The organism is Ferrovibrio sp. GW821-FHT12B10, from assembly GCF_058807515.1.
On the sequence record NZ_JBXAQT010000001.1, the window covers coordinates 2,178,233 to 2,203,413 of the forward strand.

Sequence of the window (25,181 nt, forward strand, 5' to 3'; positions counted from 1 at the left end):
ACCCGAGGACCGATGACCGAGATCGCCCGACTGGCTGCTGAAACCGAAGGCGCCGTCACCGCCGCGCAGACCCTGGATGCGCTCGAAGACGCCCGCCTCGCCGTGCTGGGCAAGAAGGGCTGGCTGTCGGCCGCCCTGAAGGAACTCGGCACGCTGGCGCCCGATGACCGCAAGGCGCGCGCGCAATCTTTGAACGAGATTAAAGACAAGCTGACGAACGCGATCGAGGCGCGTAAATCCGCGCTGGCCGATGCGGCGATCAACGCGCGGCTCAAGGCCGAGACGCTCGACATGACGCTGCCGCTGGGCGAGAGCGCGGAACAGCAGGGTCGCATCCATCCGGTCAGTCAGGTGATCGACGAGATCACCGAGATCTTTGCCGCGATGGGCTTCAGCATCGCCGAAGGGCCGGATATCGAGGACGACTTCCACAATTTCACCGCGCTGAACATGCCGGCCGAACATCCGGCGCGTCAGATGCAGGACACCTTCTACCTGCCGCAGCGCCAGGACGGCGAGCAGATGGTGCTGCGCACGCATACATCGCCGGTGCAGGTGCGCACCATGCAGGGCGGTCCGCCGCCCTATCGCATCATCGTGCCGGGCCGCACCTATCGCAGCGACTACGACATGACCCACACGCCGATGTTCCATCAGGTGGAAGGCTTGGTCATCGACCGCGCCACCCATATGGGCCACCTCAAGGGCGTGCTGACCGAATTCTGCAAGGCCTTCTTCGAGACCGACAAGGTCAAGATGCGCTTCCGCCCCAGCTATTTCCCCTTCACCGAGCCGTCGGCGGAAGTCGACATCAATTGCTCGCGCGAGGGTGGCGTGCTGCGCGTGGGCGAGGGCGACGACTGGCTGGAAATCCTCGGCTCCGGCATGGTCAACCCGAAGGTGCTGCAGCATTGCGGCCTCGATCCCAATGAATGGCAGGGCTTTGCCTTCGGCATGGGTATCGACCGCATCGCCATGCTGAAATACGGCATCCCCGATCTGCGCGGTTTCTTCGACGCCGACCTGCGCTGGCTCAAGCATTACGGCTTCGTGCCGCTCGACCTGCCCACGCTGGGCCAGGGGGTTGCGCGATGAAATTCACGCTCACCTGGCTCAAGCAGCATCTTGAGACCGACGCCACGCTCGACCAGATTTCCGCCAAGCTGACCAGCATTGGCCTGGAAGTGGAAGGCATCGAGGATCGCGCCGCGCTGTTCGCCCCGTTCATCGTCGCGGAAGTGAAAAAGGCCGAGCAGCATCCCAATGCCGACAAGCTGCGGGTCTGCGAAGTCTTCACCGGCACCGAGACCTTCCAGGTCGTCTGCGGCGCGCCGAATGCGCGCGCCGGCATGAAGGGCATCTTCGCGCCTGTCGGCTCGACCGTGCCGGGCACGCAGCTCTTCCTCAAGGCCGCCAACATCCGCGGTGTGGCGTCGAACGGCATGCTCTGCTCCGAACGCGAGATGGGGCTGACCGACGAACACACCGGGATTATCGATCTGCCGCTCGACACCCCCCTCGGCGCGCCGATGGCCAAGGTCTTCGGCCTCGACGATCCGGTGATCGAGATCAAGCTGACGCCGAACCGCGGCGACTGCCTCGGCATTCGCGGCATCGCGCGCGATCTGGCGGCTGCCGGTCTGGGCAAACTGAAGCCGCTGACCGTGCCGGCGATCCCGGGCGTCTACAAAAGCCCGATCAATGTGTCGCTGAACTTCCCGGCCGGCGCCGAAAAGGCCTGCCCGGTCTTCGTCGGCCGTCATATCCGTAACGTGAAGAATGGCCCGTCGCCGGCCTGGCTGCAGCAGCGGCTGAAGGCCATCGGCCTGCGCCCGATCTCGGCCCTGGTCGATATCACCAATTTCTTCACCTACGATCTCGGCCGCCCGCTGCATGTCTTCGATGCCTCGAAGGTCACCGGCAACATCCAGGCCCGTCTTGCCAGAAGCGGCGAAAAGCTGCTGGCGCTGGACGGCAAGGAATACGTGCTGGACGAAACCATCACCGTGATCGCCGATGATAACGGCCCCGAGGGTCTGGGCGGCGTGATGGGTGGCGAGCATTCCGGCTGCTCCTTCGAGACCACGGATGTGTTCGTCGAATCCGCCTGGTTCGATCCGGTGCGCACCGCCGCCACCGGCCGCAAGCTCGGCATCCATTCCGATGCGCGCCATCGCTTCGAACGCACCGTCGATCCGGCCTTTGTGAAGCCCGGCATCGAGGTGGCAACCCAGATGATCCTCGAGCTTTGCGGCGGCGAGCCGTCCGAGGTCGTCATGGCGGGCGCTGAACCTGAGTGGAAAAAGACCGTGACCCTGCGGCCCTCGCGTCTGCTCGGTCTGGTCGGCTTCGACCTGCCGGTGCCGGTGCAGACGCAGATCCTGGAATCGCTCGGCTTCGGCGTTGCCAAGACTGCCGACCTGCTGTCGGTCTCGGTGCCCTCCTGGCGTCCCGATATCGACGGCGAGGCCGATCTGGTCGAGGAGATCGCGCGTCTGCATGGCTTTGATGCGATCCCCGCGGAACCGCTGCCGCCGCTGCGTGCGGTGCCGCAGCCGGCCGTCTCGGCGTCGCAGCGTCGCCTGCGTCAGGCCAAGCGGGCGCTGGCCGCTCGTGGCCTGGTCGAGGCCGTAACCTATTCCTTCATCCGCAAGGCCGAGGCCGAAGTCTTCGGCGGCGGCCAGGACAGCCTGCTGCTGGTCAACCCGATCAGTGCCGACATGGATGCGATGCGGCCCTCGATCCTGCCGGGTTTGATCGCGGCCACCAAGCGCAACATGGATCGCGGCACACTCGATGTGACGCTGTTCGAGGTCGGACCGCAATATGCCAGCGTCGACATGGACGGCCAGGCGATGGTCGCTGCCGGCATCCGGCGCGGCCAGACCGGCGCGCGGCACTGGCGCGAGCGCCCGCGCAGCGTCGACGCCTATGACGCCAAGGCCGATGCGCTGGCTGCACTGTCTGCGGCTGGCATCGATACCGCGCCGCTGATGGTCATGGACGGCGCGCCTGACTGGTACCATCCGGGCCGCTCGGGCACCTTGCGTCTTGGCCCCAAGACCATTCTGGCTGCGTTTGGCGAACTGCATCCCCGCGTGCTGAATGCACTGGATGTGAAAGGCCCGCTTGTCGGCTTCGAGGTCTATCTCGACCGCATTCCCGCCAGCCGCGCCAAACCCGGCGTGCGCACCAAGCCGGCGTTGAAGCTGTCGGAGTTGCAGGCGGTGGAACGCGACTTCGCCTTTATCGTCGATGCCGCCACGCCGGCGGATACGCTGCTGAAGGCGGTACGCGGCGCCGACAAGGCGCTGATCACCCGTGTGTCGGTCTTCGACATCTTCGCCGGCCAGGGCATCCCTGAGGGCAAGACGTCGCTGGCGATCAGTGTGCGGCTTGAGCCCCAGGCGCAGACGCTGACCGATGCGGAGATCGAAGCCGTGAGCAAGAAGATCGTCGCTGCGGCCGAGAAGGCCTGCGGCGCCGTTCTCCGCGCGTAGGCCTCTCCATGCTGGTGCTCGGCGTTCATTCCGGTTGGTCTGACGCCGGCGCCGCGCTCTTCGATGGGTATGACCTGCTGGCTGCCGTGCCGCTTGCCCGCATCAGCGGCGTGGCGCATGACGGTGGGCGCCTTCCCGTGGAAGCAGTCGGTGAGTGCCTCGATATCGCCGGTGTGCGGCCCGATGCCATCGGCGCGCTGGCCTTGTCGCGCGGCGTCTTCCCCGGGCGCTATTACCGCAGCCTGTCGCTGCCGCGCCGGGTCAATCGCGGCTTGCGCCATCTGCTTGGCCGCGACACGCCGATCGGCCTGAATGATGAGGCCCGCCGCCGCAATGTTGCGCCGGAAAGCCTGCTCGATCTCGGCATGCTGGCCGCCGGCGGTCTGGGGCTGAACCGCCATATCCCGGTGCACCTCTATCGCCATCACGCCGCGCATGCGCTGCTGGCCTTGAGTACCGCCACTTGGCGTGACGGCCTGGTCTTCACCGCCGACAGCGGTGCCGATGGCATCGCCTATGCAGCCCAGGTTCTGAAATACGGCCGGCTTGCCAGCTATTACGCCGATGATGTGGATACGGCGCGTGGTGCAGCCTCGCTCGGCCAACTGGTCGATCTCGCCGTCGCCGGTCTCGACCTGCCCGATGTGGGCGCGCTGTTCGCGCTGGCCATGCAGGGTGAGCCGGTCTTCGCCCAGGCGCTGCATGCGCATCTGCGCGTCGATGCCGATGGCCACATCCTGGCCGACTTCGCGGCCGATGGCGGGGCGGAGCGCTGGTTCCGCCGCCTGATCGAGGGTCAGCCGGCGGCATTGGTCGCTGCCTCGCTGTTCAAGCTGCTGGCCGATGTTTTTGCGGTTGCCGTGACGCGCCTGCTGCAGCGGCATGAGCTGAAGAATCTCGCGCTCGGCGGCAGCCTGTTTTCCGATCCACGCCTGCTGCATGCGTTGCAGGCGCAGTTGCCGGCCGATATCACCATCACCGCGCATGCGCCCCCCGATGACTCCGCGCTGCCGCTCGGCGGCGCGCTCGACATGCTGTTGCAGCGCGACGGCGTCGAAACCTGGCTGAACCTGCGCCGGCCGCTGCAGGATGCGGGCTGGGGCCGCGACTATGCCGCCGATATCGATCCGGTGCTGGCCAATGGTGGCTGTCGCCTGGTCAGCCGCGAACCGGTGCGCGCCGCCGCAGCTCTCTTGCATGCCGGCAAGACTGTCGCCTGCTATGGCCGGCGCGGCAGCGGCGCCACCGGCGGCATGGCCCGCACCATTCTGCTGAGCGGCGCGGTGCCCGGCGGTGTCGCGGCCCTGAATGCGCGGCTCGACCGCCCGGCCTTCATGGCCGCCACCCTGCTGGCGCTGCCCGAAGCATTGCCTGATCTGATGCCCGATATGGCCGGCCGCGATCCTGCCGTGGCACAGTTGCTGGCCGAACGCTGGCGTCCGCAACTGCCCGGTGCGCTGGGTTCAGGATTGCGGTTGCAGGCGCAGGCCATCGATGCGGAGGCGCAGCCGCTGCTGCATGATCTGCTGGTGGCCTACAAGCAGCTGTCCTGGCTGCCGGCGCTGCTCGGCCTGCCCATGCAGGTCGGCGCCGAAAGCGCGCTGGACGATCCCGGCGGCGCGCTGCGGCTGCTGCGCGAGGGGCGCGTCGAATACATCGTCACCGAACACGCGGTCTGGGAGTTTAGCGCGAAGTGATTACGCCGCGACCTGGCGGTTGCGGCAGACCAGGAAGATCGAGCGGCAGCCGCTGGTGAAGTCCTGCCGTACCGGCTCCCAGCCATTGTTCAAGAGTTCGTCGCGCAGGCGCTGCACCGGATAGTCGCGGTAGCCGATTTCCCATTTATGGGTGCGCCAGGTGTCCATGTCTTCCGTCTTGAAATTTTTCAGGAAGCGGAATTTGCGGATCATGCTGCGCCGCTTGAACATGAAACGGTTCCAGTAAAGGCTGAGGCCGATCTGCGGCCCTTCATAGGGCACCGAAAGAATCAGCCAGGGGATCTTGCTGTCGGAGAGTTTCTGCAGCACGCCGCCGACCTTGGGCCAGACCACATGCTCCAGCGTCTCGCAGCAGATGATGGCATCCGCCTTGGGCAGGCTGGCCGGATCGATATTGGCGACATCGGCCTGGATATGGCGGTCGGCGCCGACGCAGAGCGGGCGGTTCTCGATGTCGAGCGTGGTGACCTTATAGCCGGCGCTGGCCAGCATGGCGGTCACAACGCCCAGGTAAGGTCCGATTTCCAGGATATGCTGCACCGGCAGGCGTTCCAGCAGGTTGACCTGCAGCCATTGATGCACAATGCGCTTTTCCGTGTAGTAGCTGTGCCATTCCTTCTGGCGCTCTACCGGATTTGAAAAGTCGGTCACTGAAGGCCCCCAATTATCGCCCATGCGGCGTCCGGGCGCAGCATAGCAGCGCCGTGCCGTGACGCAATCCGGGGGGTCAGGCGGGGCTTGGGACTTCCGTCACACTGGTCAGCCCGGTCCAGCGGTCAAGCTCGTCATGCAGGGCGCGGATGCCGATTTCCAGCTTGCCGTAGAGCATGGTCTTGTTGGCGCCCGACTGCATGCCGATCTGCGCCTGCTCGGAGATGTACAGGTCTTCCGACTGGAACACGCCGCCCTCGATCAGGTCGAAGCTGCGTTGCCAGTGGTCGCGTTCCTTCTCGTCGCGCGGCGCATGCGGCACCAGCATGGTATGGCTGAACAGCACCTCATCAGGTGCGGTCGGATACATGCTCAGCAGGCTGGTATAGTCGGGACTCAGCACGAGAATGGTATTGGGATAGAGCAGGTAGGCAAAGGTGCTGTGCCGGCGGCCGTCCCAGGCGCTTTCCGGCAGGGTGGGAACTTCCTCGAACTCCGTTCTGGGCAGCAGCGTGCGCAGATGCGGCCCAATGCGGTCGACCACGGCGGCATTGTCGCGGAAGAAACCAGCCAGTGTGGTCTTGTGCAGCCGCACCACGTGATACGACTCCAGGAAGGCATCCATCACCAGTTTCCAGTTGCACCTGCGCCGCGTCACTGCGCGGGCGAAGGGCTGCATGCTGCCAAAGCCATGCACGGCCAGATCCTGCTCCACGCCAGCGAGAAAGCGATCGAGCGCCATCGACGGTGCGTCCGGGTCGACCAGGCCGAAGATCACGCCTTCGCGGACGCCGATCTGGATCGGCGTCAGGCCGTACTGCGCCTTGTCGAGGCCGGGGAAGCCTTCTTCCAGCGGAACGTGTTTGAGCCTGCCATCAAGATCGTAGACCCAGTTATGATAGGGGCAGGTGAATTGCGGCCGGCGCTGCAGCCCCCCACCCATTTCTGTGCTGCCGTCATTGTTGCACAGGCGCGTGCCGCGATGGCGGCAGACGTTGAGGAAGCCGCGGATCTGCTGATCGCGTCCACGCACCAACAGTAGCGGCTGCCCGATGATGTCCAGCGTCAGCGTGTCGCCGGCTTTCGGCAGCATCGCCTCGTGGCCCAGCACCAGCGGCGCCTTGCGGAACACATGGCTGATCTCGCGTCCATAGCGTTCCGTGCCGGCATAGACCTCGGGCGCGAGATGGAAGGGCCGCTCCGGCATGCCATCGCTGCAGGCCATGCCGGGCTGGTTCACCATCGCCAGCAGGCGACGGAACTGTGCGAGATGCGGGGCATAGTCCATCCCGAGTGTTTCACTCCCCATGTGTTTCTGGTTGATGTCAGGGAAGCACAGACGGGCGGAATTTCAAGCGGGAAACGCTGCCGCTACGTCAAGACGACGTCGCGGCCCCTTCACTGAGCTGCGCCCAGAAGTCCTCGGCCCGCGCACTCTGCCGTGCCTTGGGGCGGTAGAGGCGGATGTCCATCGGGATGTCCCAGCTTTGGTCGCCGGCGCGCATCAGTTTTCCGCCGGGCGCCAGGTCCTCGGTCAGCAGCGACAGCGGCGCCCAGGCGACGCCACGGCCATCCACCGCCAGCGTCTTCAGCACCACGGCGACATGCGAGCTGAAGACGGGTTTGAGATGCGCGGCGCAGCCATTCTGCGCCCAGCTCGCCGCCACGATCCGCCCCATGCCTGATTCTTCGGAAAAGGCCAGATGCGGCAAAGGTTCGTCGGCCGTGCCGGGCAGGGCATAGCGCGGCATGCCGGTCGCGTCGTCGCGGATGCTGACCGGCACCATGATGTCGGCGCCCAGCAGGATCGACTGGAAATCGTTGGGGTTGAGCCGCGTGGCGGCGGCGGGATGATAATGGCAGAGCAGGAACTGCGCGCGGCCCTGCAGCATGATGCGCTCGCAGCCCTGCATGCTGTCTGCTACCAGGCGGATGGCAGACGGCGATATGGCGGGACCAAGACGGCGCAGCCAGTCGGGGAAGAAGGTCAGCGCCAGCGCGCTGGTGGCGGCGAATTTCAGCGCCGAGGCGGCCGTGGCGGCTTCCAGCGCCTCCTGCCGGCCCTGCAGCAGGCGGCGCAGCGTCTCTTCGGCGACAGGCAGGAAATCCTCGCCCGCCGCCGTCAGGCTGATGCGATGGGTGTCGCGATCGAACAGCGGCGTGCCGACCCAGCGCTCCAGCGCCGAGATGCGGCGGCTGAAGGCCGGCTGCGTGACATGGCGCGCAGCCGCCGCTCGCGAAAAGTTCATCTGCTCGGCCAGGGCCAGGAAATCTTCCAGCCACGCAATTTCCATGGGATTTCGGCACCTGCGTTATGCATACTCGACATGAAACGAGGCCGCACCGGCATTGGCTCGACTCAAGCCACCGCTGTAGGGTCGTTTCCCCATAAGATTAAAAAGAAATTCAGGAGGAAACCATGCGTTCAATCGCTTTTGCGGCAGCCGCCGCCATGCTCGTTGCCGGCCCGGCCTCGATTCTGCTGTCCGGCCATGCTGCAGCGCAGAACTGGCCGACCAAGCCGATCACCGTCGTTGTGCCCTATGCCGCCGGCGGCCCTACCGACACGGTGGCGCGCCTGACCGCGCTAGGGCTGTCGCGCCAGCTCAACAACCATACTGTGGTGGTCGAGAATGCCACCGGCGCCGGCGGCACCATCGGCGCCAACCGCGTCGCCACCGCCGAGCCCGATGGCCATACCCTGCTGGTGCACCATGTCGGCATCTCCACCGCCGCCACGCTGTACCGCAAGCTGCCCTATGACACCAAGACGGCCTTCGCCCCCATCGCGCTGCTGACCGATTCCGCGATGACCATCATCGCGCGCGAAGACTTCCCGCCGAACACCCTGCCGGAGCTGATCACCTATCTGCGCCAGCAGAAGGAGAAGGTCTCCTACGGCAATGCCGGCATCGGCGCCGCCTCGCATCTGTGCGGCATGCTGATGATGTCGGCCATGGGCGTGCAGCTCAACACCGTCGGCTATCGCGGCAACGCCCCGATCATGCAGGACCTCCTGGGCAAGCAGCTCGACATGACCTGCGACCAGGCCACCAACACCACCGGCCAGATCAAGGCCAAGAAGGTGAAGGCCTATGCCATCACCACCAAGGAGCGCCTGGCCGACCTGCCCGATCTCGCGACCGCCGACGAGGCCGGCCTGAAGGGCTTCGAGGTCAATGTCTGGCACGCGCTCTACGCGCCGAAGGGCACGCCCGACGCCGTGGTGCAGAAGCTGGCCGCCGCCGCGCGCGGCCTACTGAAGGATCAGGAGATCGTCAAGCGCTTCGCCGACATCAACACCACGGTCGCCTCGGATACGCGTGCCACGCCGCAGGCGTTGAAAGCGCATCTGGAAGCGGAGATCGCCAAGTGGGCACCGCTGATCAATGCCGCCGGCCAGTATGCCGACTGAATAAGAAAAACATTTGAGCCTCCCCAGTACCAACCAGTGACGAAGAAGGACCTATGAGTATGGCCAAGAAACACAGGATCGCGGTGATCCCCGGCGACGGCATCGGCAAGGAAGTGGTGCCCGAAGGCCTGCGCGTGCTGGATGAAGTCTCGCGCCGCTTCAGCATCGACTTCGCCTTCGACAGCTTCGACTGGAGCGTCGACCACTATATGAAGCACGGCAAGATGATGCCGGACGACTGGAAGGAAAAGATCGGCAAACATGACGCGATCTTCTTCGGCGCGGTCGGCTGGCCGGAGAAGGTGCCGGATCATATCTCGCTCTGGGGCTCGCTGATCCAGTGGCGCCGCGAATTCGACCAGTATGTGAACTTGCGCCCGGTCCGTCTGATGCCGGGCATCCCGTCGCCGCTGGCCAACCGCAAGGTCGGCGATATCGACTTCTACGTGGTGCGCGAGAATACCGAGGGCGAATATTCCTCGATCGGCGGCCGCATGTTCCATGGCACCGAGCGCGAATTCGTCGTTCAGGAGACGATCCTGTCCCGCATCGGCACGGATCGCATCCTCAAGTTCGCTTTTGAACTCGCGCAGAGCCGGCCGAAGAAGCATCTCACCTCGGCCACCAAGTCGAACGGCATCTCGATCACCATGCCCTACTGGGACGAGCGCGTGGCCGAGATGAAGAAGGGCTATCCCGGCGTGAAGGTCGACCAGTATCACATCGACATCCTGACCGCGCATTTCGTGCAGCACCCCGACTGGTTCGACGTCGTGGTCGGCTCGAACCTGTTCGGCGATATCCTGTCCGATCTCGGCCCGGCCTGCACCGGAACCATCGGCATCGCGCCCTCGGCCAACCTCAACCCGGAGCGCAAGTTCCCCTCGCTGTTCGAGCCGGTGCACGGCTCGGCGCCCGATATCGCGGGCAAGGGCATCGCCAATCCGGTCGGCCAGATCTGGTGCGGCGCCATGATGCTCGAGCATCTGGGCCACAAGGAAGCCGGCGCCGCCGTGCTGAAAGCCATCGAGGATGTGCTGGAAGCCGGGCCCCGTACGCCCGACATGGGCGGTCAGGCCAATACGCAGGATGTCGGCAAGGCGATCGCCGAGGCCGTCGCCAAGGGCTGATTGAATGGCGATCGGAATGGAGCGCGGCCGGGGCATCACCCCGGCCGTTGCTTTTCAGGCGTCGACCAGCGGCGCCACCGCGCGCACCATTGCCATGCCGTCAGGGGTGAGGCGCATGGCGGAGAGGAAATTCTCCACGCCATAGCCGGGCCAGAGGCTGCGCGCCTGCAGCAGCGCCACCCGTGCTTCCGGCACGCGGCCGGCCAGCCCCAGCGCATAGGCGGGCAGCGCGCGCACATGCGCATGCGCGTTGGGTCGCGCCGCCGCGCGCAATCCCCATTCCACCGCTTCGTCGAAGCGCCTGAGGCGCAGCAGCGCGATCGAGCGGCTGGCCAGCATGCCGAACAGCAGCGGATCGAAGGGGCTGATCCGGCGCGAATGATCCGAGGTGGCGATCGCCAGTTCCGGATCGCCGGCCAGGCAGTGGAAGAAGGACAGCGTGTAATGGCCCTGCACGAAATTCGGGCTCAGCTCGACCGAGGTTTCCAGCTCGGCCAGCGCCTGCTCCGTCTGGCCGCGCAGCCATAGCGCGCGGCCCATCAGCTCGTGGCAGGCCGGATCGCGGTCATCGGCCTGCAGTCCTTCCCCGGCGGCGGCATAGGCGCGGTCGGCTTCAGTGGCGCGGTCGGCGGCCCAGCCCTGGAAAGCATTCTGGTAATGCGTGAAGGACAACCCGGCATAGGCACGCGCGAAGGTCGGGTCGAGCTTCAGCGCGGTCTGGAAATACTGCTGGGCCTGCTGGTTGTCGTTACGGTCGAAACGGTAGAAGTGCCACATGCCGCGATGATAGGCCTCCCAGGCATCGAGCGAATTCGGCGCCTTCAGGATGGCGCGATTGCGTTCGGTGCTTTCGATCTCCTGGATCAGGCCGTCGACGATGCGGCTGCCGATCTCGTCAAAGGCCTGCATCGCGTCATCGGCCTGGCGCTCGAAGGCATCGGCCCATAGCACCCGCGCGGTGCGCGTATCGGCCAGTTCCACCGTGATGATGATGCGCTTGCCCTGGCGCTGCAGCGAGCCGCTGACCAGATAGTCGACATTCAGCATGCGGCCGGCCTCTTCGGGCGCCACCCAGCGGTCGCGCAGCGCGAAGGTCGTGCCCTGCGAGATCACCAGCAGGCTGCGCAGTTTGGCCAGCCTGATGATCACGTCGGTGGTCAGGCCGTCGGCCGGCCCGCCCGGCAGGGTGACGGCGGCATTGCGGTCGAGGAAGGGCATCACCGCGATGGAGGCGCGGCGCGCCGGCCCGGCCGGTGCTTCGGCAGCCGCGTCCGGCGCTGCGGCGCGGATCATCTGCACGGACGGCGTCACCGTCTGCTGCGCGCGTGCCGCCTGCCACAGCGCGCGGATCGGCCGGTCGTCCATATCCTCGGCTTCGAACAGCTTCGCCGTGGCCTGCACGTGCTCGTCGCCCTCGCGCAGCCGGCCCTGCCGCGCCAGCGCCTGCAGCAGCGCTTCATGCGCGCGCCGGTCGAAGGGCGAGAGCTGCCGCCACTGGTCCAGATGGGGCAGCGCATCCTCGTCAGACAGGCGCCCGATCAGTTCTTCCAGCAGCGCCACGCGATAGCCGCGGAAACGGCGGCGCTGCGCCATCAGCCAGCAGTTGAAGCCGGGATTGGTATCGGCCTCGAGCCCTTCGAGGAAGTCGCCAGCGAACAGTCCGGCCAGCAGCCGCAGCCGCTCGGTCGGCAGCGCCTCGAGCCCGCCCTGGATCGCCGCAGCGATCTCGGCGGCATCGACGATGGCGCCGCCACTCATGTCGAGCCGCACGGTATCCTCACGGGTTTCGATGCGGCTGCCGCTGCGCGCATCACGCGGATGATCGATCACGCCGCGGATCTTGCTCAGGCACCAGCGCAGCTCGCCGCGCGGATCGTTGGGGCCGTCCCACAGCAGGTCGCAGAGCTGGCTGCGCGTCACCGCTTGCGGCGTCACCGCCAGATAGGCCAGCAGGGCGCGCATCTTGCGCGAGGCTGGCAGCGGAACGGCGATGCCGGCGCGCGTCACCGCCACCGCGCCGAGCAGGCGCAGATGCAAGGATGACTGGTTTGAATGGACCGCATTTTCCATGGTCGCTCCCACGCCGCCTTCCACGTCCGGTCCCACGGGCGGCTGATACGACTCAGATTGAAATCGCACTGGCGCGCATGTGGCACGCCGGGGCGGCGCTTTCAATAACCCTATGGAGTCAGTGCGCGCAAAGCCGCCTTGGCCGGCCGCCTGGCCATCACGTCTGTGAGGATAAAATGGGCGGATTCGTTGGATTTTTATACGGTGCGGCCAGCTATCTGTTCTTCCTTGTCACCTTCCTCTATGCCATCGCCTTCACCGGCAATCTGTGGGTGCCCAAGAGCATCGATTCGCCCGCCACCTCTTCGCTGGCCGAGGCGCTGGTGATCAATCTGCTGCTGCTCGGGCTGTTCGCGGTGCAACACAGCGTGATGGCGCGGCCCGGCTTCAAGCGGGTCTGGACCATGATCGTGCCCAAGTCGGTCGAGCGCAGCACCTATGTGCTGTTCGCCACGCTGGTGCTGGCGCTGCTGCTCTGGCAGTGGCGTCCCATGCCGGCGCCGGTCTGGGTGGTGGGGAACGCCATCGGCGCCGCCATACTGCACACCACCTTCTGGCTCGGCTTCGGCCTGGTGCTGCTGAGCACCTTCCTGATCGATCATTTCGAGCTGTTCGGCCTGCGCCAGGTGGTGGCGCGCCTGACCGGCCGCACCATGCCGGGCCATGTTTTCCGCTTGCCCTGGCTGTATCGCCAGGTGCGCCATCCGCTCTATCTCGGCTTCATCATCGGCTTCTGGTCGGCGCCGGTGATGAGCCAGGGTCATCTGCTCTTCGCCATCGCCACCACCGGCTACATCTTCATCGGCATCTTCTTCGAGGAGCGCGACCTGATCGACACCTTCGGCGATCAGTATCGCAGCTATCGCAAGCAGGTTGGCATGATCCTGCCGCGCCTGTGGGGCCGCGGCGAGACCGCATCCGACACGACGGCCAAGTAAGGCCGTCCAGCGCGGTGCCGGATCTCCTCTCTGTTCCCGGAGAGAGCCGGTTCAGGAATGGCCGGGCCCTGATCCCGGCCATTCTTTCCATCGTCATCACGCCATATCAGCAGGAGAATGCTCAATGCTTGCGTCACGCGCAGGAACCTCGGCCGCTGCGACCGATACCGTCGATCTTGAAGCCGTCAAGGCGCGGCAGCAGGGCGCCTGGTCGTCGGGCGACTATGCCGTCATCGGCACCACATTGCAGATCGTCGGCGAACAGCTCTGTGAATCGCTCGACCTGCGCTCGGGCGCATCCGTGCTGGATGTCGCCGCCGGCAACGGCAATGTCAGCCTGGCGGCGGCGCGCCGCTTCGCCAAGGTTGTCTCCACTGATTATGTGCCGGCGCTGCTCGAGCGCGGCAGCCAGCGCGCGGCGGCCGAGGGGCTGGAGATCGAATTCCGGATCGCCGATGCCGAGGCGCTGCCCTTTCCCGATGCCAGCTTCGATGTCGTGGTCTCCACCTTCGGCGTGATGTTCACCGCCGATCACGACCGCGCCGCCGCCGAGCTGCTGCGCGTGTGCAAACCCGGCGGCCAGATCGGCCTGGCCAACTGGACGCCCGATGGTTTTATCGGTCATGTCTTCAAGACACTGGCCAAATACATCACGCCGCCGGCCGGCACCCGGCCGCCGCCGCAATGGGGCATGCAGGAGCGCATGCGGATATGGTTCGAGCCGCAGGCCAGCGCGCTGAAGATGACCAAGCGGGAATATGTGTTCCGCTATCACTCGGCGGCGCACTGGCTTGATATCTTCCGCACCTATTATGGCCCGACGCTGAAGGCTTTCGCCGCCCTTGATGCGCAGGCGCAGACGGCGCTGGAAAGCGATCTGCTGGCAGTGGTGGCGCAGTTCAATCGCGCGGGGAATGGGACGATGGCGGTGCCGTCGGAATACCTGGAAACCATCGTCACGCGGCGCTGAGCGATCGGCCGTGGCGATGTCCTCGCCACGGCCAAGCTTCGCTTTTTTGGCGGTTCATTAATTCCTCGCTTCCCTGCGGGAAATCGCGGTCTCCAGCGATTCCAAGCACATAAAAGATGTCTCCATCACGTCACGGAGACATGCAGCAGCACTGCCCTAGTTTGATGCCGGTCCGCTTCCCCAAAGCCCCGTTTTCAAGCCGGAAAAAACCATGCTGCAAGACCTCGCCTGGAGCAGTTTCACCCTGCCGCCTGAAGCCATCCAATGGCGTGCCGATGTGGAGCGCGCCACCGGCCTGCATGTGAAGCTGTTGCGCGACGACAAGATGACCGATGCCGAGGGCGAGGCCTGGTCTGAACCGGGCCTGCGTGCGGTTGCGCTGGCATCTGACGGCAACGCGATGACGGTGGTACACGAACTCGGGCATCTGAAACTGGAGACGCTGGGCTGGCCGCATTGCTATCTCTGTGCCGACGAGATGGCCTGGATCGATGCGCATTACGCCCTGGTCAGTGATCTAGTCTCGCTGATCGAGCATCAGGCCTTCTTCCCCGCCATGCTGCGCATGGGCCTTGACCCTTACGCGGCTTCTGAAGCCGATCTCGTTGATCCGGATGTGCTGGACTGCCTGCGTTGCACGCCGGCCGGCCTGATCCCGGATTGGGAGATTGTCATGCAGCTGTTGCGCGCCCTGCTGGAGGCGCGGCCGCAAGCGGTTGAGCAGGTGATGCAGGCGGCCACGCATCTGGTGGTGGAGTCGCGGCTGGCGCGACGGCTGGCGATGATCGCGCGCGCCGCGCCGCCGACGCCGGCCGGATTTCGCATGGCCATGCGCGACTGCTGGGCCGCGCTGGAACTGCCGCCGCAGACGCTGTGCTTCGAGGAAGACGACAAGACCGACGCCGTGCCACCGCTGTTCCTGCCCGGTCAGCAGGGTGCAACGCCGGTGCTGGATCTGGTGGCGGCGCAGCCATCGTAGGACGGCCGTGTTCCGCGCCGGCGGCGACGCCTATCGGGTCCGCGCCGTGGCCCCAATCTCAGCTTCAGTCTCAGCCTCAGGCGCAGCGTTCGTGCGGGTGAAGCGGATGGTGACTCGCAGGCCCGCGCCGGGTTTGGAAACGACCTCGACCTGGGCCTTGGCATTCTGCCGCAGCGACCGCACGATCAGCGCACTCAGCTTGCCGCTTCTCGGCCAGTCGGCATCTGTCTTCAGCCCGATGCCGTCATCGGCGACCGTTACCTGGCAGCCGGTGTCGTCTACCAGGCTGTGCAGTGTGATGGTGCCGCCGTCCCGTCCGACAAAGGCGTGCTTGAGCGCGTTGGTCAGCAGTTCGTTGACCACCAGGCCGGCCGGCATCGCGACATTGACCGACACGGGCCAGGCATCGACCTTGAGATCCAGCCTGATGCCCTCCACCGCATGCGCGCGCATCACGGCGGCGGCAATCTGGCTGAGATACACGCCGAGATCGACAATGTCGCCGGCGCCATCATCGGCCAGCGACCGATAGAGCAGGGCGAGCGAATCGACGCGACCGGCCAGGCGGTCGAAGCGTTCGCCCGCCGCGCCTTCCGGCAGATTGCGGGTCTCCATGCGGATCAGCGCGGTGATCATCTGCAGATTGTTTTTGACGCGATGCTGCAATTCGCGCATCAGCGTGTCTTTTTCCCGGATCCGCTGTTCCAGGTCCTCGGTATCGACGCGGGTGCCTTTTTCAGCCAAGCCGACCAGACGGAAGATGGCGGTGCCGTCTTCATCCAGAATGATGGTGGACCAGGCATCGACGGCAACCGCGCCATCGTCCTTCGGGATATGGAAGGTGCCGATGTAGTCGTCGGTGGTGGCAATGGCATCGCTCAGCCTCTGCCCGTCAGACGCAACGGCGCTGGCGGCGATGCTGTCCCAGGTCTTGCCATCCACATCGGCTGCCGCCTGGTCGGTCAGGCGTTCGAACTCGATATTCGCATAGGTGATGCGCTCAGCCGGGTGCAACTCCGATACGACGATGCCGAAGGGAATGTGATCGAGAAACTGCTTGAAGCGGTCACTCTCCAGGGCGTCGGCGAGGTGGGGCGTTTCGAGCAACTGCTCCAAAGGTTGGTCCGGCTCGTCATCCGTGGCCATCTGCTGTCCGATCCTTGTTTCGCCTTTCATAGCAGGTATGGCGGAACATGCAGCCGTCGGGCGCGCGACCCGGCATAGCCGCGACAGCTAAGGCTAAGTGCCGCTGCGCTGACGATGGGGCGATCAGGGCGTGTTTAGAGGCGGCTCAGGTCTTCCACCGCATCCAGCACCATGCCGGTGCCCACCGCGATCAGCAGTACATCGGCGGCCACGCGTACGTATTTCGCGCCCGCCGGAGTCTTCAGCCGCATGCGCAGCTCGGGCGGCAGGTCGTAATAGATCAGGTCGCCGGGCAGGCGATGCCCCTTGGCCCATTTCTTCGCCTGGCCCGGCGGCATGCAGCCGTTGTGTTTCTTCGCCAGACCCGGTGGGCATTTGCCGCTGCGGAACACGCCGCCGTAGTAATCCTGAATGATGCCGCGGTCGCCGGTATCGATCTGGATGTCGATCGAAATGCTGTCACTGCCGCCATGCTGCCTGTCGCCTTTATTGCCTTTGCCGCGACCGGGATCGGCGAAGGCGGGGGCGGCAAGGACGAGGATCGCAAGAAGGGTGGCAAGGGACGTGGCGGATTTGCGCATGGGGCGGCTCGCTCCGGTGCTATGCTGGTCATCGGATCGAAGCGCTGCAATGAGGCGGAATGAGGGCGGAACTTCGGTGCCGTTGAGCGATTGAATCAACGTCGTCGCCATGAAGAGGAGGCTGGGCATGACCGATCTGCGTAAGGACTTTTCGCCATCGGATCCGACCTGCGTGAATCTCGAGGCCGATCTTGAGGTGCGCTACTGGTGCCGGCATTTCACCGTCACCCCGGATCGCCTGCGCGAAGCCGTGGAAAAGACCGGCGGTTCGACCCAGGCGGTCAGCCTGGAACTGAGCCAGGCGGGAATGGCGGCCCAGCAGGCGCATTAAGCCGACACCGCATCTTTGCTTGCCGCAAGGCGATAATGTTCCTATAATGTTCTAATTGCCTTGCCGGAACAACCCGGCAGGGTGGTTTTGTCATGTCTGCCAATGGCTTGCCGAGGATTAACGGCAGCGGCGAATGCGAGCGACGCGCCGCGAACGCCAGCGAAGCCAGATGAAGCGAAACGAACGCAAACGAAGCCAAACGAACTGAAACGAAGCCCAACGAACCGAAACGAAGGGAAACGAAGGCCAGCGAAGCGCGGGGAAGCCGGCTAAGGGATTGAAAGGCCATGGACGGGCGGGTGGTCCGCATGCTGCGCCTGCGTTGCCGCTGGCCCCCCCGGATGCTACAACCCCCGCCCATGAGCGCCGCCCCCCAGAATCCAGTCGAGTCGACCGCCGTTCCCGCCGGAATGAAGCGGATGTCCTTCATGGGATTCATGGAGGTGAACGGCCCGCTCTGGGGCCGGCTGGACGAGACCGACGGCCTGCCGGTGATGGGTTTCCGCGTCGAGCAGCGCCACTGCAATCCGATGCAGATCTGCCATGGCGGCATGCTGATGACCTTTGCCGACATGCTGCTCGGCTTCACCTGCGGCGTGGCGGCCGGCGGCAAGAAATTCATGCCGACGGTCAATCTCGCCGGCGACTATGTCGGGCCCGCGCCGCTGGGTGCCTGGGTCGAGGGCAAGGGCCGCCTGATCCGCCAGACCCGCAATCTCGGTTTCGCCGAGACGCTGATCACCGCCGATGGCGCAGCCTGCCTGCGCGCCAGCGGCATCATGAAGATTCCCGCGCAGGAGACCCGCGAGGGCGACATCCTGAGCCTGTTCCGCTGAGCTGACACTGTGGCCACCGATCCCAACCTGATCCGCAACTTCTCGATCATCGCGCATATCGATCACGGCAAGTCGACGTTGGCCGATCGCCTGATCGAGGCCTGCGGCGGCCTCGAGAAGCGCGAGATGAGCGAGCAGATTCTCGACAGCATGGACATCGAGAAGGAACGCGGCATCACCATCAAGGCGCAGACCGTGCGCCTGAATTATCATGCCAAGGATGGCAAGGATTATGTCCTCAACCTGATGGACACGCCCGGCCATGTCGACTTCGCCTATGAAGTCAGCCGCTCACTGGCCGCCTGTGAAGGCTCGCTGCTGGTGGTCGATGCGTCGCAGGGCGTGGAAGCGCAGACGCTGGCCAATGTGTACCAGGCGCTCGATGCCAAGCACGAGATCGTGCCGGTGCTCAACAAGGTCGATCTGCCGGCCGCCGATGTCGACCGCGTCAAGCAGCAGATCGAAGATGTGATCGGTCTGGATGCTTCAGACGCCGTGCCGATCTCGGCCAAGACCGGCATCGGCATCGACCTGGTGCTGGAAGCGCTGGTCACCCGCCTGCCGCCGCCCAAGGGCGACCGCGAGGCGCCGTTGAAGGCGCTGCTGGTGGATTCCTGGTACGACGCTTATCTGGGCGTCGTCGTGCTGTTCCGCGTGATCGACGGCGTGATCAGGAAGGGCATGAAGATCAAGTTCATGTCGTCCGGCGCTGTGCATCCGGTCGAGCGCGTCGGCGTCACCACGCCGAAGAAGGTCATGGTCGACGAGCTTGGCCCTGGCGAGATGGGCTTCTTCACGGCGGCGATCAAGGAAGTGGCCGACACCTCGGTCGGTGACACCATCACCGAGGACAAGCGCCAGGCCGCCGAGGCCCTGCCCGGCTTCAAGCCGTCGATTCCGGTGGTGTTCTGCGGTCTCTATCCCATTGATGCCGGCGCATTCCCTGAACTGCGCGACAGCCTGTCCAAGCTGCGCCTGAATGACGCCAGCTTCCATTTCGAAATGGAAAGCTCGGCCGCATTGGGCTTCGGCTTCCGTTGCGGCTTCCTCGGCCTGCTGCATCTGGAAATCATCCAGGAGCGTCTGGAGCGCGAATTCAACCTCGACCTGATCACCACCGCGCCCAGCGTGATCTATCACGTCTACAAGACCGACGGCACGATGGAAGAGGTGCATAACCCCGCCGACATGCCCGACCCGATGCTGATCGACCATATCGACGAGCCGTGGATCAAGGCGACCGTGATGGTGCCCGACGAATATCTCGGCGCCATCCTGAAGCTCTGCGAGGAAAAGCGCGGCCGCCAGGTCGAACTCACCTATGCCGGCAACCGCGCCATGGTGGTCTATCGCCTGCCGCTCAACGAAGTGGTGTTCGATTTCTATGATCGTCTGAAGTCGGTCAGCCGCGGCTATGCCAGCTTCGATTACCAGATGGACGGCTACGAGGCCGGCAACCTGGTGAAGATGACCATCCTGGTGAACGGCGAAAATGTCGATGCGCTGGCCACCATCGTCTATGCCGGCCGCGCCGAGACCCGCGGCCGCCAGCTCTGCGAGCGGCTCAAGGAACTGATCCCGCGCCAGATGTTCAAGATCGCCATCCAGGCCGCCATCGGCGGACGCATCGTGGCGCGCGAGGATATATCGGCGCTGCGCAAGGACGTGCTGGCCAAGTGCTACGGCGGCGACATCAGCCGCAAGCGCAAGCTGCTGGAGAAGCAGAAAGAGGGCAAGAAGCGCATGCGCAATGTCGGCAATGTGGAGATCCCGCAGGAAGCCTTCATTGCCGCGCTCAAGATCTCGGACTAGGGCTTAACCTTAAGACAGCGCCCCGAAGCGCTGCCGGCGGCGCGGCGTGCGGTTGTGGAACACGATCAGCAGCGCGATGCCGAGGATGCCCAGCGTGGCCACGGCCGGCCAGCCCAGCACGGTGACGACGCCCGGGTTCCAGGCGGCCGGCGGGATCAGGCTCTGGATGAAGTCCAGGCTGCCGGCATCGAGGCGACGCCAGAAGTCGCCCAGGCTGATGAAGGCGGTGCGGCCGGTTTCCAGCCAGCGCAGGCCGTCGCCGCCCAGCGCGAGCAGCGCCAGCGCGATCAGCAACCAGCCCAGAATGCGTCCCAGCAGCACGGTCGTTTCCCCCTGAATCCGCGTGTCTGGTCAGGATGTTAAGCCCAAGGGCGGGTGGATTGCAAATTCGCTCGCGGCGGGTATAGTGCCGCCCGCGCAGGAGAGATGGCCGAGCGGTCGAAGGCGCACGCCTGGAAAGTGTGTATACCTCAAAAGGGTATCGTGGGTTCGAATCCCACTCTCTCCGCCAGCCGGCCAAGCCGGCCCCGGTCAGTCCCGCTGCTGACCGATGAGAGTTTTTCATCCTGGGTTGCTTGCATCGCCCTGGCCGGTGGTCGTATCGGCGGGATCGATCTTGATCGCCATGCCTGCGACGATCTGATCTCCAACCTGTCCCGGCACGCCGGTATCCCGGCTCACGCCCTGGAGGCCGCCACCCTCCGGCGCTGGCGTGGCGCCATCTACGACACCGACGATGGCAAGACTCCGATCACTTGGCTTCCGCCTGCCGACCGGGCTTATGCACTATTAAAGCCGGCACTCTTACCTTCGAGAAAGGTTGTCAGTGATCTTGGCTTTGCCCTTAAACTTTCGTCTCCTGATCTGAATTGTAAGGAAGACGACGAAGACTCTGAATCAGAGGGCAGTGAATCCGCCACCGATTCATGAATCTATCAGTTAAGGTCGGGGTTCATCCTCGACATAGAGGTTACGTAGAGCCGCCATGCGCCCGGTTCTTCGTCGGCGAGGCGATAGAATCGGTTTTCCGCGAAAGGGTCGTGTGCCCACGCTCTGTCCCAAGCTGTGATAAGGGCCGCTTGGCAGTTGTAGTGCTGCACCATTGCATCGATATCGGATGGTTTCGCTTCGCCGTCGAATATGTCGGTGAACAGCTGTGCAATGGCTTTTCGGCGTTCAGGCGGCAACGGCGCGAAGGGAAGCGCGAGTTCTTCACCTGCAAAGCAAGAGCGACGGTCAGCAAGCAGAGCCCAGGAGATATTGATGGGCCATGGCGTCATATCCGCGAATAGCCCCGGATTGCTGGCGAGCCGGGCCTCCGGCGGCACATGCTGTCGCACCGCTGCCCACATCGCCGGCGCACGGGCGAAAGCAGCGGCCGAAGGCGATGGTTCGCCCCGGGCATTGCCGTCAAGAATGGAAAGGCCCGCCGGCAGACTTGCCGCGAAGACAGCGAATGCGCCGAGTAAAGCAAGAAGGATGCGTTGTTCCATAAGTTGCGCAAGGCCGGCGGCAGCCGCTGCGGTCAGAACAATCAAGCCAGGCAGAACGGCGCGCCAGCCGAGATCATTATTTTCGCCGACCGTGCTGACTAGCAGCCAGCTGGCCACGAGACTCACGAGGGCGACTATCAAGATGGCGCGGCTTTCGACACGATGATGAGCATCGCCGGTCCGGCCGATACGGTACAGTATCACCAATATGCCAGCGACATAAATGAGCGGGAATTCGACAACCAGCAGCACCAGCCAGTAGGCGGGCAGATCGAGAAGCCGGCCGTAGAGGCCGGGAAACATCGGGCCGAGCACAGCATAGGCTTTGAATGCGATCGGATTGGTACCGCCGCGCTCCAGAGCGGCGTGATACTGCGAAAGAAGCAGTGGCGATGCAAAAGCAAGGGCAACAAGGCCAGAAATTCCCACCGCGATCACAAGGCGTGCACGGAAGTCGGCCGGGTTGGTATGCAGGAGGAGGAGCGGAAGGAGGGCAACCGCCGTCAGCAGGAGGACAACGCCGCCAACCCAGAACGAGCTTTGAAAGGCCGCGGCCATGATCAGGCCCAGCACGAGGCAGGTCCGTATGTCGGGTTGGCCAGAAAGGCGCAGACTCGTCAGAATGGCAATGACTAAGCTGCCGGCGGATGCGACGTGATGCGGGCTCCAACTCGCCTGAAACAGCCAGCCAGCCAATCCCGTAGCGGGTGCGAGCCATTGGTAGAGCCCATCGCCAGCGATGTACTCCAGCAACGGACGCAGCGAGCCGGTGGCGCAGAGGGAAAGCGCGAAAAACGGTGCCAGTCGCGAGCCGCCGAGCCGCTGCGCGAGTCCCGCCATCAGCAGCGCAGTCGAGAAGGCGGTGAACCAGCTCGCTGCCGCATCCGCTTCCCAGCCAGTCGCCCCGGTGAGATAGGCGATCTGCGCGGCTCCGAAATGCCACAGATAGTAATAGGAGATTTCCGCTGGCTGTCCGACCGGACCGTAGAATGGGTTGACCGGTGGGACCCCGGCTCGCAGCATCTCATCGATCAGGGCTATCTTGGCATGATCGAATATGGCGGCAGCGAGGCGCATGCCGTCGGAGTCGATCTTCGGCAGCACCGCCAAAGCCGGCACCACGGCGAGGGCGGCGGCAATCGGGACGATCCACCAGGATGCAGACGATTCATCCTTCGCCTCGTTGCGAGCAGAGGCGGGTATCAGGGCCAGCGTTACGATCAGTATGAGACTGCCAAGGCTTGCAGTGGCGGACAGGCCGACCGCCTGGGCCAGAGCCAGTGCCAGCGCATTCTGTACTGCCCAGCCGAGCGCTGGCGCCATCGGAAGGGCGAGGGCGCGACCGAAGCCGAGCCGCAGGGCCAGCGGATAGCCGGCTGCAGTCCAGAGCGCGAGGCCGAGACCGGCCGCGAGTGAAGCGGTGGCAAGGGAAAACATCGCTTATCGGTTTCTGTCGGCATGCCGATGGAACGGCGATGCCGTCACAGCCCGCTGAACCAGTTGAAGCCCTGCTTTTCCCAAAACCCCTCTTGATAGACGTTTGTCACTTCGATAGCGCGGATCCATTTGAGATTCTTGAAGCCGAGTTTAACAGCCGTGCGCAGGCGCAAGGGGAAACCGAAGGGGTCGGTGATCGGCTCGCCGGCATATTTGGTCGCGAGAATGGTTTGCGGGTGCAAGGCCGAGGCCATGTCGATGACTTCAAGATAATCGTCATGACCATGAAATGCGACATATTTCGCTGTCAGGTCCGCCCCGACGCGGGTCAGGAACTGCTTGAGGTTCGGCCCGGACCACTGGCCGATATAGTCCCAGCCTTCCACGCAAATATGCTTGATGATCTCTTCTTGCTCGGGCAGGGCGTAGATCTGCTCCAGCGTCCAGGGCCGTTTGTTGGCGACGAGGCCGGCCAGCTCGAGCTTCCAGCCGGTGATGTCTACCGGCCGTACATTCTCGATCTCGTAATAGGCGTTGAAGCGCGGAGGCTTGACCACTTGGCTGGCCGAATAAGTCGGCGCTAGCTTGTTGGGATTGAAGATCGCGGCCTGAACACGGTCGTTGAAGGCAGAAATGGTTCGTAGCACGCTTTGCACCTGCGATTGTTCGGCGACGTCGCAGCCAGAAAGCATGGACAGTGCACCAAGGCTGACAGCTCCGCGCAGGATTTTGCGGCGACTGATCTCTTTGATCAGAACGCGGTTCTCGGTTAGGACCGCTTGATCGGGACCGCGGCGCGGCTGGAACAGTGACGTCGGGCGTTTCTGCGACATGGGGGTATCCGTCACGAATGAGGCGTATGGTCGGGAACGGCGGTATCGATACGAGGACCACCGGTAAGCATGGCCAGCAGGGTCTGCGGCACCAGAAGCGCAAGCACGACATGCACCACCAGGAACAGGCAGATGGCGGTCATCCCGAAGAAATGGGCGAGCCGCGCACCTTGGAAGTCGCCGAACGGCGTTACCAGGAACGAAAACTGCACCGGTTTCCAGATTGCGAGGCCGGTAATCACTTGCAGAACGATGATCGCCATGACGCCGACATAGAGCGTCTTCTGCACCGCGTTATACTGAGTAAGGTCGGCATGCGGCAGTCGGAAGGTGAGGGCGGCGAGGACCTCCCGGAGCACGGCTCGCGGGTGGATAGGCCATAGCAGCCGGCGGAAACGTCCAGATATCAGGCCGTAACCGAGATAACCCAGCCCGTTCAGCATCAAAACCCACATGCCGAAGAAATGCCACTGCAAGCCGTGCTGCGCCCATGGTCCAAGCGTGATGGCATCTGCAAAGTGCAGGAATCCGAAGATGACCTCGTCGTTATAAATCTTCCACCCGCTCATGATCATGATGATCATGGCGATTGCATTGGTCCAATGCATCACCCGTATCAAGATGGGATGCATTCTCTTCGATGTGATCATTGTCCAACCCTCTCGTAAATGAGTGCCGCTCGGAATTCATCACTCTTGATGCGGATATGCCGCGATATGGTCAGCGACGTGAGATTGCGATGCGGATGGTCTCGTCAGCCGGGATTGGCATGCCTTCGCTGTCCGTCCAGGTCGGCAGAGCCGGGAATTCCTCGCGCGGGATATCAAGCACGTTCAGATGCCTGGCAAGAATCGCGACGGTTTCGATCGGTACGCCGACGGCCCGGCTGCCAAAGCCGAAGAATCCGCCGTAGGACATTACCAGTACGATCTGGCCATTCGGAGTACGCACCACCTCTCGGACGTAACCGAGAACGCGGTCGTCATAATCCTGCATCGGCAGGCCGATCAGGTCTCCGACCCGTACCTTCTGCGGAAAGCGGCGTTTCATCCGTTCCTGTGGTGTCAGGCCATTGGCCTCCGGCATGGGCTGAGTATGTGCCCCGCCTTCGGTGCGCATCGGCTTGGGTTCATCGGCCCATGCAGTACTCACCGCCAGACTTCCGAGCAAAATAATGCAAAAGATCAGTTTCATGGCCTGATGCCCATCGTTGACGGGTGATGCGAACAGACCGACGCAGGAGCCCCTGGCAAACAAGCGTGCAATCGCAGTGAGATATGCATCCAGTTTTCTCCGCCTTGCGTGTGGGACGACAGCGGCGGATGCCGCGCCATTTGTGTC

General features: G+C 64.2%; 23 protein-coding genes and 1 tRNA gene. 13 read left to right on the forward strand and 11 right to left on the reverse strand.

All coding sequences use genetic code 11. The features are described from left to right. Positions 1–12 precede the first annotated feature (12 nt). Genes pheS through AC1RRT_RS11135 form a run of 3 tightly spaced genes read left to right on the forward strand, consistent with a single transcriptional unit; the run spans position 13 to position 5,197 of the window. On the forward strand, positions 13–1,095 hold the full coding sequence (pheS, locus tag AC1RRT_RS11125; RefSeq protein WP_493013861.1) for a phenylalanine--tRNA ligase subunit alpha: 1,083 nt from the start codon (positions 13–15) through the stop codon (positions 1,093–1,095). Next, complete coding sequence (gene pheT, locus AC1RRT_RS11130; protein ID WP_493013862.1) at positions 1,092–3,500, forward strand: phenylalanine--tRNA ligase subunit beta; 2,409 nt, start codon at positions 1,092–1,094, stop codon at positions 3,498–3,500. Before pheS ends, pheT begins: the two co-directional genes overlap by 4 nt. Before the next feature lie 8 nt (positions 3,501–3,508). Continuing rightward, a complete protein-coding gene (locus AC1RRT_RS11135; RefSeq protein ID WP_493013863.1) occupies positions 3,509–5,197 on the forward strand; it encodes a hypothetical protein in 1,689 nt (562 codons plus the stop codon). Here the strand turns inward: AC1RRT_RS11135 and AC1RRT_RS11140 are convergent, their stop codons facing one another. The 3 genes from AC1RRT_RS11140 to AC1RRT_RS11150 all read right to left on the reverse strand — a co-directional run bounded on the left by AC1RRT_RS11140 (position 5,198) and on the right by AC1RRT_RS11150 (position 8,163). Continuing rightward, complete coding sequence (locus tag AC1RRT_RS11140; protein ID WP_493013864.1) at positions 5,198–5,869, reverse strand: class I SAM-dependent methyltransferase; 672 nt, start codon at positions 5,867–5,869, stop codon at positions 5,198–5,200. Between the two features lie 76 nt (positions 5,870–5,945). Continuing rightward, entirely contained in the window at positions 5,946–7,157 is a 1,212-nt protein-coding gene (locus AC1RRT_RS11145; protein ID WP_493013865.1) for an aromatic ring-hydroxylating oxygenase subunit alpha, read from the reverse strand. 88 nt (positions 7,158–7,245) lie between these two features. Beyond that, entirely contained in the window at positions 7,246–8,163 is a 918-nt protein-coding gene (locus AC1RRT_RS11150; RefSeq protein WP_493013866.1) for a LysR family transcriptional regulator, read from the reverse strand. A gap of 125 nt (positions 8,164–8,288) precedes the next feature. Here AC1RRT_RS11150 and AC1RRT_RS11155 point away from each other — a divergent pair, with 125 nt between their 5' ends. Beyond that, positions 8,289–9,284 carry a tripartite tricarboxylate transporter substrate-binding protein gene (locus AC1RRT_RS11155; RefSeq protein ID WP_493013867.1) on the forward strand — a complete coding sequence of 332 codons (996 nt, stop codon included), beginning with the start codon at positions 8,289–8,291 and terminating at the stop codon, positions 9,282–9,284. Positions 9,285–9,343: 59 nt separating this feature from the next. Next, positions 9,344–10,414 (forward strand): tartrate dehydrogenase, encoded by a 1,071-nt coding sequence (locus AC1RRT_RS11160; RefSeq protein ID WP_493013868.1) that lies wholly within the window; start codon positions 9,344–9,346, stop codon positions 10,412–10,414. A gap of 54 nt (positions 10,415–10,468) precedes the next feature. On the opposite strand, the gene AC1RRT_RS11165 is transcribed toward AC1RRT_RS11160, so the two are convergent. Continuing rightward, a complete protein-coding gene (locus tag AC1RRT_RS11165; protein ID WP_493013869.1) occupies positions 10,469–12,484 on the reverse strand; it encodes a hypothetical protein in 2,016 nt (671 codons plus the stop codon). 176 nt (positions 12,485–12,660) lie between these two features. Between AC1RRT_RS11165 and mddA the strand changes: the two genes are divergently transcribed. The 3 genes from mddA to AC1RRT_RS11180 all read left to right on the forward strand — a co-directional run bounded on the left by mddA (position 12,661) and on the right by AC1RRT_RS11180 (position 15,371). Further along, positions 12,661–13,422, forward strand: coding sequence for a methanethiol S-methyltransferase (gene mddA / locus AC1RRT_RS11170; protein ID WP_493013870.1), 762 nt, complete (start codon positions 12,661–12,663; stop codon positions 13,420–13,422). Positions 13,423–13,546: 124 nt separating this feature from the next. Further along, the gene (locus AC1RRT_RS11175; protein ID WP_493013871.1) at positions 13,547–14,392 is read left to right on the forward strand and encodes a class I SAM-dependent methyltransferase; all 846 of its coding nucleotides are present in this window, start codon (positions 13,547–13,549) and stop codon (positions 14,390–14,392) included. A gap of 211 nt (positions 14,393–14,603) precedes the next feature. Continuing rightward, positions 14,604–15,371, forward strand: a complete 768-nt coding sequence (locus AC1RRT_RS11180) for a hypothetical protein (protein WP_493013872.1) — start codon at positions 14,604–14,606, stop codon at positions 15,369–15,371. Positions 15,372–15,401: 30 nt separating this feature from the next. On the opposite strand, the gene AC1RRT_RS11185 is transcribed toward AC1RRT_RS11180, so the two are convergent. Together AC1RRT_RS11185 and AC1RRT_RS11190 are read right to left on the reverse strand one after the other, a co-directional pair. Further along, the gene (locus AC1RRT_RS11185; RefSeq protein ID WP_493013873.1) at positions 15,402–16,517 is read right to left on the reverse strand and encodes a sensor histidine kinase; all 1,116 of its coding nucleotides are present in this window, start codon (positions 16,515–16,517) and stop codon (positions 15,402–15,404) included. Positions 16,518–16,651: 134 nt separating this feature from the next. Then, positions 16,652–17,227: a hypothetical protein gene (locus tag AC1RRT_RS11190; RefSeq protein ID WP_493013874.1), complete on the reverse strand. Its 576-nt coding sequence runs from the start codon at positions 17,225–17,227 to the stop codon at positions 16,652–16,654. Here AC1RRT_RS11190 and AC1RRT_RS11195 point away from each other — a divergent pair. From AC1RRT_RS11195 to lepA, 3 genes are all read left to right on the forward strand, one after another. After that, complete coding sequence (locus tag AC1RRT_RS11195) at positions 17,226–17,429, forward strand: DUF3606 domain-containing protein (RefSeq protein WP_493013875.1); 204 nt, start codon at positions 17,226–17,228, stop codon at positions 17,427–17,429. The two genes, AC1RRT_RS11190 and AC1RRT_RS11195, sit on opposite strands and share 2 nt — an antisense overlap. Before the next feature lie 428 nt (positions 17,430–17,857). Next, complete coding sequence (locus AC1RRT_RS11200) at positions 17,858–18,265, forward strand: PaaI family thioesterase (RefSeq protein WP_493013876.1); 408 nt, start codon at positions 17,858–17,860, stop codon at positions 18,263–18,265. A 9-nt stretch (positions 18,266–18,274) separates the two neighbouring features. Continuing rightward, complete coding sequence (gene lepA, locus AC1RRT_RS11205; protein ID WP_493013877.1) at positions 18,275–20,077, forward strand: translation elongation factor 4; 1,803 nt, start codon at positions 18,275–18,277, stop codon at positions 20,075–20,077. Positions 20,078–20,086: 9 nt separating this feature from the next. On the opposite strand, the gene AC1RRT_RS11210 is transcribed toward lepA, so the two are convergent. Continuing rightward, positions 20,087–20,398 carry a hypothetical protein gene (locus tag AC1RRT_RS11210; RefSeq protein ID WP_493013878.1) on the reverse strand — a complete coding sequence of 104 codons (312 nt, stop codon included), beginning with the start codon at positions 20,396–20,398 and terminating at the stop codon, positions 20,087–20,089. Between the two features lie 99 nt (positions 20,399–20,497). Between AC1RRT_RS11210 and AC1RRT_RS11215 the strand changes: the two genes are divergently transcribed. Both AC1RRT_RS11215 and AC1RRT_RS11220 read left to right on the forward strand, forming a co-directional pair. Next, positions 20,498–20,588: transfer RNA gene (locus AC1RRT_RS11215), tRNA-Ser, on the forward strand. Beyond that, on the forward strand, positions 20,561–21,007 hold the full coding sequence (locus AC1RRT_RS11220) for a TniQ family protein (RefSeq protein ID WP_493013879.1): 447 nt from the start codon (positions 20,561–20,563) through the stop codon (positions 21,005–21,007). Before AC1RRT_RS11215 ends, AC1RRT_RS11220 begins: the two co-directional genes overlap by 28 nt. 5 nt (positions 21,008–21,012) lie before the next feature. Here AC1RRT_RS11220 and AC1RRT_RS11225 read toward each other — a convergent pair whose 3' ends face one another. The 4 genes from AC1RRT_RS11225 to AC1RRT_RS11240 all read right to left on the reverse strand — a co-directional run bounded on the left by AC1RRT_RS11225 (position 21,013) and on the right by AC1RRT_RS11240 (position 25,034). Next, entirely contained in the window at positions 21,013–23,007 is a 1,995-nt protein-coding gene (locus AC1RRT_RS11225) for a hypothetical protein (RefSeq protein ID WP_493013880.1), read from the reverse strand. A 44-nt stretch (positions 23,008–23,051) separates the two neighbouring features. Then, positions 23,052–23,840, reverse strand: coding sequence for a molybdopterin-dependent oxidoreductase (locus AC1RRT_RS11230; protein WP_493013881.1), 789 nt, complete (start codon positions 23,838–23,840; stop codon positions 23,052–23,054). A gap of 11 nt (positions 23,841–23,851) precedes the next feature. Beyond that, on the reverse strand, positions 23,852–24,490 hold the full coding sequence (locus tag AC1RRT_RS11235; protein ID WP_493013882.1) for a cytochrome b/b6 domain-containing protein: 639 nt from the start codon (positions 24,488–24,490) through the stop codon (positions 23,852–23,854). Positions 24,491–24,560: 70 nt separating this feature from the next. Further along, the gene (locus AC1RRT_RS11240) at positions 24,561–25,034 is read right to left on the reverse strand and encodes a PRC-barrel domain-containing protein (RefSeq protein ID WP_493013883.1); all 474 of its coding nucleotides are present in this window, start codon (positions 25,032–25,034) and stop codon (positions 24,561–24,563) included. Between the last annotated feature and the right edge of the window lie 147 nt (positions 25,035–25,181).

Coding starts and splice junctions, on each gene's coding strand:
- AC1RRT_RS11165 (WP_493013869.1), bottom strand. CDS start 12,484: ATGGAAAATGCGGTCCATTCAAACCAGTCATCCTTGCATCTGCGCCTG.
- AC1RRT_RS11190 (WP_493013874.1), bottom strand. CDS start 17,227: ATGCCCAGCCTCCTCTTCATGGCGACGACGTTGATTCAATCGCTCAAC.
- AC1RRT_RS11135 (WP_493013863.1), top strand. CDS start 3,509: ATGCTGGTGCTCGGCGTTCATTCCGGTTGGTCTGACGCCGGCGCCGCG.
- mddA (WP_493013870.1), top strand. CDS start 12,661: ATGGGCGGATTCGTTGGATTTTTATACGGTGCGGCCAGCTATCTGTTC.
- AC1RRT_RS11240 (WP_493013883.1), bottom strand. CDS start 25,034: ATGAAACTGATCTTTTGCATTATTTTGCTCGGAAGTCTGGCGGTGAGT.
- AC1RRT_RS11180 (WP_493013872.1), top strand. CDS start 14,604: ATGCTGCAAGACCTCGCCTGGAGCAGTTTCACCCTGCCGCCTGAAGCC.
- AC1RRT_RS11200 (WP_493013876.1), top strand. CDS start 17,858: ATGGGATTCATGGAGGTGAACGGCCCGCTCTGGGGCCGGCTGGACGAG.
- AC1RRT_RS11175 (WP_493013871.1), top strand. CDS start 13,547: ATGCTTGCGTCACGCGCAGGAACCTCGGCCGCTGCGACCGATACCGTC.
- AC1RRT_RS11150 (WP_493013866.1), bottom strand. CDS start 8,163: ATGGAAATTGCGTGGCTGGAAGATTTCCTGGCCCTGGCCGAGCAGATG.
- AC1RRT_RS11160 (WP_493013868.1), top strand. CDS start 9,344: ATGGCCAAGAAACACAGGATCGCGGTGATCCCCGGCGACGGCATCGGC.
- AC1RRT_RS11145 (WP_493013865.1), bottom strand. CDS start 7,157: ATGGACTATGCCCCGCATCTCGCACAGTTCCGTCGCCTGCTGGCGATG.
- pheT (WP_493013862.1), top strand. CDS start 1,092: ATGAAATTCACGCTCACCTGGCTCAAGCAGCATCTTGAGACCGACGCC.
- AC1RRT_RS11230 (WP_493013881.1), bottom strand. CDS start 23,840: ATGTCGCAGAAACGCCCGACGTCACTGTTCCAGCCGCGCCGCGGTCCC.
- AC1RRT_RS11185 (WP_493013873.1), bottom strand. CDS start 16,517: ATGGCCACGGATGACGAGCCGGACCAACCTTTGGAGCAGTTGCTCGAA.
- AC1RRT_RS11235 (WP_493013882.1), bottom strand. CDS start 24,490: ATGATCACATCGAAGAGAATGCATCCCATCTTGATACGGGTGATGCAT.
- AC1RRT_RS11225 (WP_493013880.1), bottom strand. CDS start 23,007: ATGTTTTCCCTTGCCACCGCTTCACTCGCGGCCGGTCTCGGCCTCGCG.
- AC1RRT_RS11195 (WP_493013875.1), top strand. CDS start 17,226: ATGACCGATCTGCGTAAGGACTTTTCGCCATCGGATCCGACCTGCGTG.
- pheS (WP_493013861.1), top strand. CDS start 13: ATGACCGAGATCGCCCGACTGGCTGCTGAAACCGAAGGCGCCGTCACC.
- AC1RRT_RS11155 (WP_493013867.1), top strand. CDS start 8,289: ATGCGTTCAATCGCTTTTGCGGCAGCCGCCGCCATGCTCGTTGCCGGC.